We start from the raw sequence: 3,927 nt of genomic DNA, 5'->3' as shown, positions 1-3,927 counted from the left end.
GTGCACGAAGTACCGTTAAGGGGTGCTCAAAACCGCCCTCAAACCCCGTTGGATCGCCGCACTCGTGCTGGCGTTCGTCATTTCGACGGTGTTTGTGCTGCTGAGCCGGTGGCAGTTTTCCCAGTCGCAGGACGCGCCTCCGCCGCCGCCGGCCGCCACTGAGCAGGTCCGGCCGCTGACTGAAACGTTCCGTCCGGGGGAGCCGCTGCTGGCCGCCACCGCCGACCAGATGGTCACTTTCACCGGAAGCTTCGACCCCGAGCGCCAGGTCCTGGTCCGCAACCGCCTCAGTGACGGCCGATCCGGCTACTGGGTGGTGACCGCCTTCACCGTTGACGGCGCCCAGTTGCCGCCGGCAAGCGGAACCGCGCCGGCCGGCGTCGTTATTCCGGTGGCGCGCGGCTGGATCGCCGAACCGGGCCAGGCGGACACTGCCCCCGGCGGGCAGGCGACGGTGACCGGCCGGCTGCTGCCCACCGAGGCGCCGATCGCCGAGCCCCGCGTCGACGGCCAGGTGGCCAGCCTGTCCGTGGCTGAGCTGATCAACCTGTGGGACGTCCCCAGCTATGCAGCGTTCGTGGCGGCGTTCAACATCGACGTCGGCGGAACCGAGGTAGGCGCCGGCGCCGCAGCATCCGCGCTGGAACCCATCGAGGTCGGTCCGCAGCCGCAGGAGACACCGGTCAACTGGATGAACGTCTTCTACGCCGTGGAATGGGTGGTATTCGCAGGTTTCGCCTTTTTCCTGTGGTGGCGGCTGGTAGCCGACGACCACCGGCGCACCCTCGAGGCCCACGAGGACGCGGAGGCCGAAGCACGCGCCAGCCAGCCCGCCGACGAATCCCAGCCCGCCAACGAATCCCAGCCCGCCAACGAATCCAAGACTGAAAACAGCAACGAGGTAGTACAGTGACCCAGCCCGCCAGCACCACCAAGCGCCGCTTCGGGGGCACCCACCAGCAGATCCGCTCCGCATTGGGCTTCTACAAAGTCCTGGCCTACCTCACCGGCGTCATGCTGCTGCTGCTGTGCGTCGAAATGATCGCGCGCTACGGGTTCGGTTCCTTCCTGTACGCCGGCGGCACGGATGCCTTCACCGGTGAGCCCTTCGTCTTCGGTTTCGCCGGTGCCGAGCCGCCGGGGGTCGAGGGCGGCTTCAACCTCTCCATTGCGGTGCTGATCATCCACGGCTGGATGTACGTGGCGTACCTCATCTCCGATTTCCGTCTCTGGTCGCTCATGCGCTGGTCCTTCGGCAAGTTCATCCTCATCGCCCTGGGTGGAGTGGTGCCGCTGCTGTCCTTCTTCGTGGAGAAGAAGATCCACCGCCAGGTGGAGGAGGAGCTGGGGGCCCATCCGCAGGCTGCCAAGCGGTACTGAGCGGCAGTATGTGCCGGTCGCTGCTGGTGGCCCGGTACGTGCCTGGCGCTGCCTGCCTGCCCGCGCCGGGTGTGCAGACCGTCCCTGAGTGCGCGGAGTCACAGCCGGCGGCGGCCGGGCGGTGCCTGTCAATGTGCGGCCGGGAGCGGGCGGCGACTATCCTTGGAGGGTGACTAATCCCGCCACCCCCCAAACAGCACACCGGCCGGTTCTGGTGGTCGACTACGGCGCGCAGTACGCGCAGCTGATCGCACGCCGTGTCCGTGAAGCCAACGTGTACTCCGAGATCGTTCCGCACACCTTCACCACGGAGCAGATCCTGGCGAAGAACCCGGCCGCCATCATCCTTTCCGGCGGGCCCTCCAGCGTCTATGCGGACGGAGCTCCGAACGTGGGAGCGGACCTGTTCGAGGCCGGCGTTCCGGTCTTCGGCATCTGCTACGGCTTCCAGGCGATGGCGAACGCCTTGGGTGGCAAGGTCGCCCGGACCGGACTGCGCGAGTACGGGGCGACGGACGTCACCGTAGCCGGCGGCGCCCGCTCCATCCTGGCCGGGACTCCGGACCACCAGAATGCCTGGATGAGCCACGGCGATGCCGTGCATGAGGCGCCCGAAGGTTTCGAGGTTCTGGCCAGCACGGCCGGTGCACCCGTTGCAGCCTTCGCGGACGAAACCCGGAAGCTGTTCGGCGTGCAGTGGCATCCGGAGGTCAAGCACTCGGACCACGGCCAGGCAGTGCTGGAGAACTTCCTCTTCAAGGGTGCGGGCCTGGAGCCCAACTGGACCACCGGCAACATCGTGGAAGAGCAAGTCGAACGCATCCGGGCGCAGATCGGCAGCTCCCGCGTCATCTGCGGCCTGTCCGGGGGCGTGGATTCCGCCGTCGCTGCCGCCTTGGTGCAGCGCGCTGTCGGTGACCAGCTGACTTGTGTCTTCGTCGACCACGGTCTCCTCCGCGAGGGCGAGGCCGAACAGGTCGAGCGGGACTTCGTTGCCGCCACGGGTGTCAACCTGTATGTGGCCAACGAGCAGGAGCGCTTCCTGAAGGCACTCGAGGGCGTCACGGATCCGGAGACCAAGCGCAAGATCATCGGGCGGGAATTTATCCGTGCCTTCGAGGAAGCCGAGCGCGCCATCATCGCCGAGGCCCAGGCCCACGGCGAGGAGATCAGGTTCCTGGTCCAGGGCACGCTCTACCCCGACGTCGTCGAATCAGGCGGCGGCGAGGGTGCGGCCAACATTAAGAGCCACCACAACGTGGGCGGCCTGCCGGAGGACCTGCGCTTCGAACTGGTGGAGCCGCTGCGGACGCTGTTCAAGGACGAGGTCCGCGCCGTCGGAGCCCAGCTGGGGCTGCCGGCGGAGATCGTCGGCCGCCAGCCTTTCCCCGGTCCCGGCCTGGGGATCCGCATCATTGGCGCTGTCGACGAGGAGCGGCTGAACCTGCTGCGCAAGGCGGACGCCATCGCCCGGGCGGAGCTCACGGCGGCTGGACTGGACAGCGAGGTGTGGCAGATGCCGGTGGTCCTGCTGGCCGATGTGCGCAGCGTCGGTGTCCAGGGCGACGGGCGTACCTATGGTCATCCGATCGTGCTGCGGCCGGTGTCTAGCGAGGACGCCATGACGGCGGACTGGTCCCGGCTGCCGTACGATCTGCTAGCCCGGATCTCGAACCGCATCACCAATGAAGTCGACGGCGTCAACCGCGTTGTGCTCGATGTGACCAGCAAGCCGCCGGGAACCATTGAATGGGAGTAATTCCGGCACGCCCCGGACCGGCGCCGGGGGAGCAGCCATTTCGGTGCTTTCCCGCGCAGCCTCCCCGCGTTCAGTCCCCGACTCAGATAGCTTTGTAGACATGCCTCTTTGGTCTAAATCCGCCCGCCAGAATCCGGAAAAGCCGGCCCGCCACCATGCGGAGCAACCACCGGCGCCGCAGGCCGGTGCGGCCGAGACGGCGGAAGCTGCGGCGGATTCGCTGCGCCCGTGGCTCCGCATGCTCGGCAGCCACGCCGGTACTGACACCCTGCTCCACTTCGCCCCGTCCACGGGCAACAGCATCGACCTGACCCATGCCCATCCCTCCGGCCTGACGCAGCTGCTGACCGGCCGCCGCACGCGCCTGTCCACCCTCCTGCGCGATCCCGGGCACTATTCCGCAGCGATGCGGGCCGCCCGCGTGCTGCGGGCGAAGATGTTCGAGATGGGCTCCGAACGTGGGCTGGACGTCGGCTACCTCGCGGCGGGGACCGCCACCTGGCGTGCTGTCCGGGCAGGGGCGATGCAGCAGATGACGGCTCCGGTCATGCTGGCGCCCGTGGCCCTGACCGTCCGCCCCTCGCAGGACGACTACGAACTTCAGCTCTCCGAGCAGGCGCGGCTGAACCCTGCACTGGTCCGCCACCTGCGGACCGAGCAGCGCATCGGCATCGACCCGGATGCCGTTGCGCGCCTTGCCTACAGCACCGCGCGCTTCGAGCCGCATCCGGTCCTCGAGCGGCTGCGCAGCATGACGGAGAACGTCCGGGGGATGTCCATCGAGCACC

Annotated in this window: 4 protein-coding genes; all 4 read left to right on the top strand. The window is 68.0% G+C overall.

Features of this window, described 5'->3' with window-relative positions:
* Positions 1-22 precede the first annotated feature (22 nt).
* A complete protein-coding gene (locus tag AC5RW2_RS41110) occupies positions 23-913 on the top strand; it encodes an SURF1 family protein (RefSeq protein WP_494030187.1) in 891 nt (296 codons plus the stop codon).
* Positions 910-1,380 carry a DUF3817 domain-containing protein gene (locus AC5RW2_RS41105; protein ID WP_494030188.1) on the top strand — a complete coding sequence of 157 codons (471 nt, stop codon included), beginning with the start codon at positions 910-912 and terminating at the stop codon, positions 1,378-1,380. Before AC5RW2_RS41110 ends, AC5RW2_RS41105 begins: the two co-directional genes overlap by 4 nt.
* 169 nt (positions 1,381-1,549) lie before the next feature.
* Positions 1,550-3,139, top strand: a complete 1,590-nt coding sequence (gene guaA / locus AC5RW2_RS41100; RefSeq protein ID WP_494030189.1) for a glutamine-hydrolyzing GMP synthase — start codon at positions 1,550-1,552, stop codon at positions 3,137-3,139.
* Between the two features lie 100 nt (positions 3,140-3,239).
* The coding region (locus tag AC5RW2_RS41095) for a DUF4011 domain-containing protein (protein WP_494075300.1) at positions 3,240-3,927 on the top strand (688 nt) is incomplete at its 3' end.

This window comes from Arthrobacter sp. B0316-1-20 (assembly GCF_059091865.1).
This window is presented reverse-complemented; position numbering and strand designations above follow the sequence as displayed.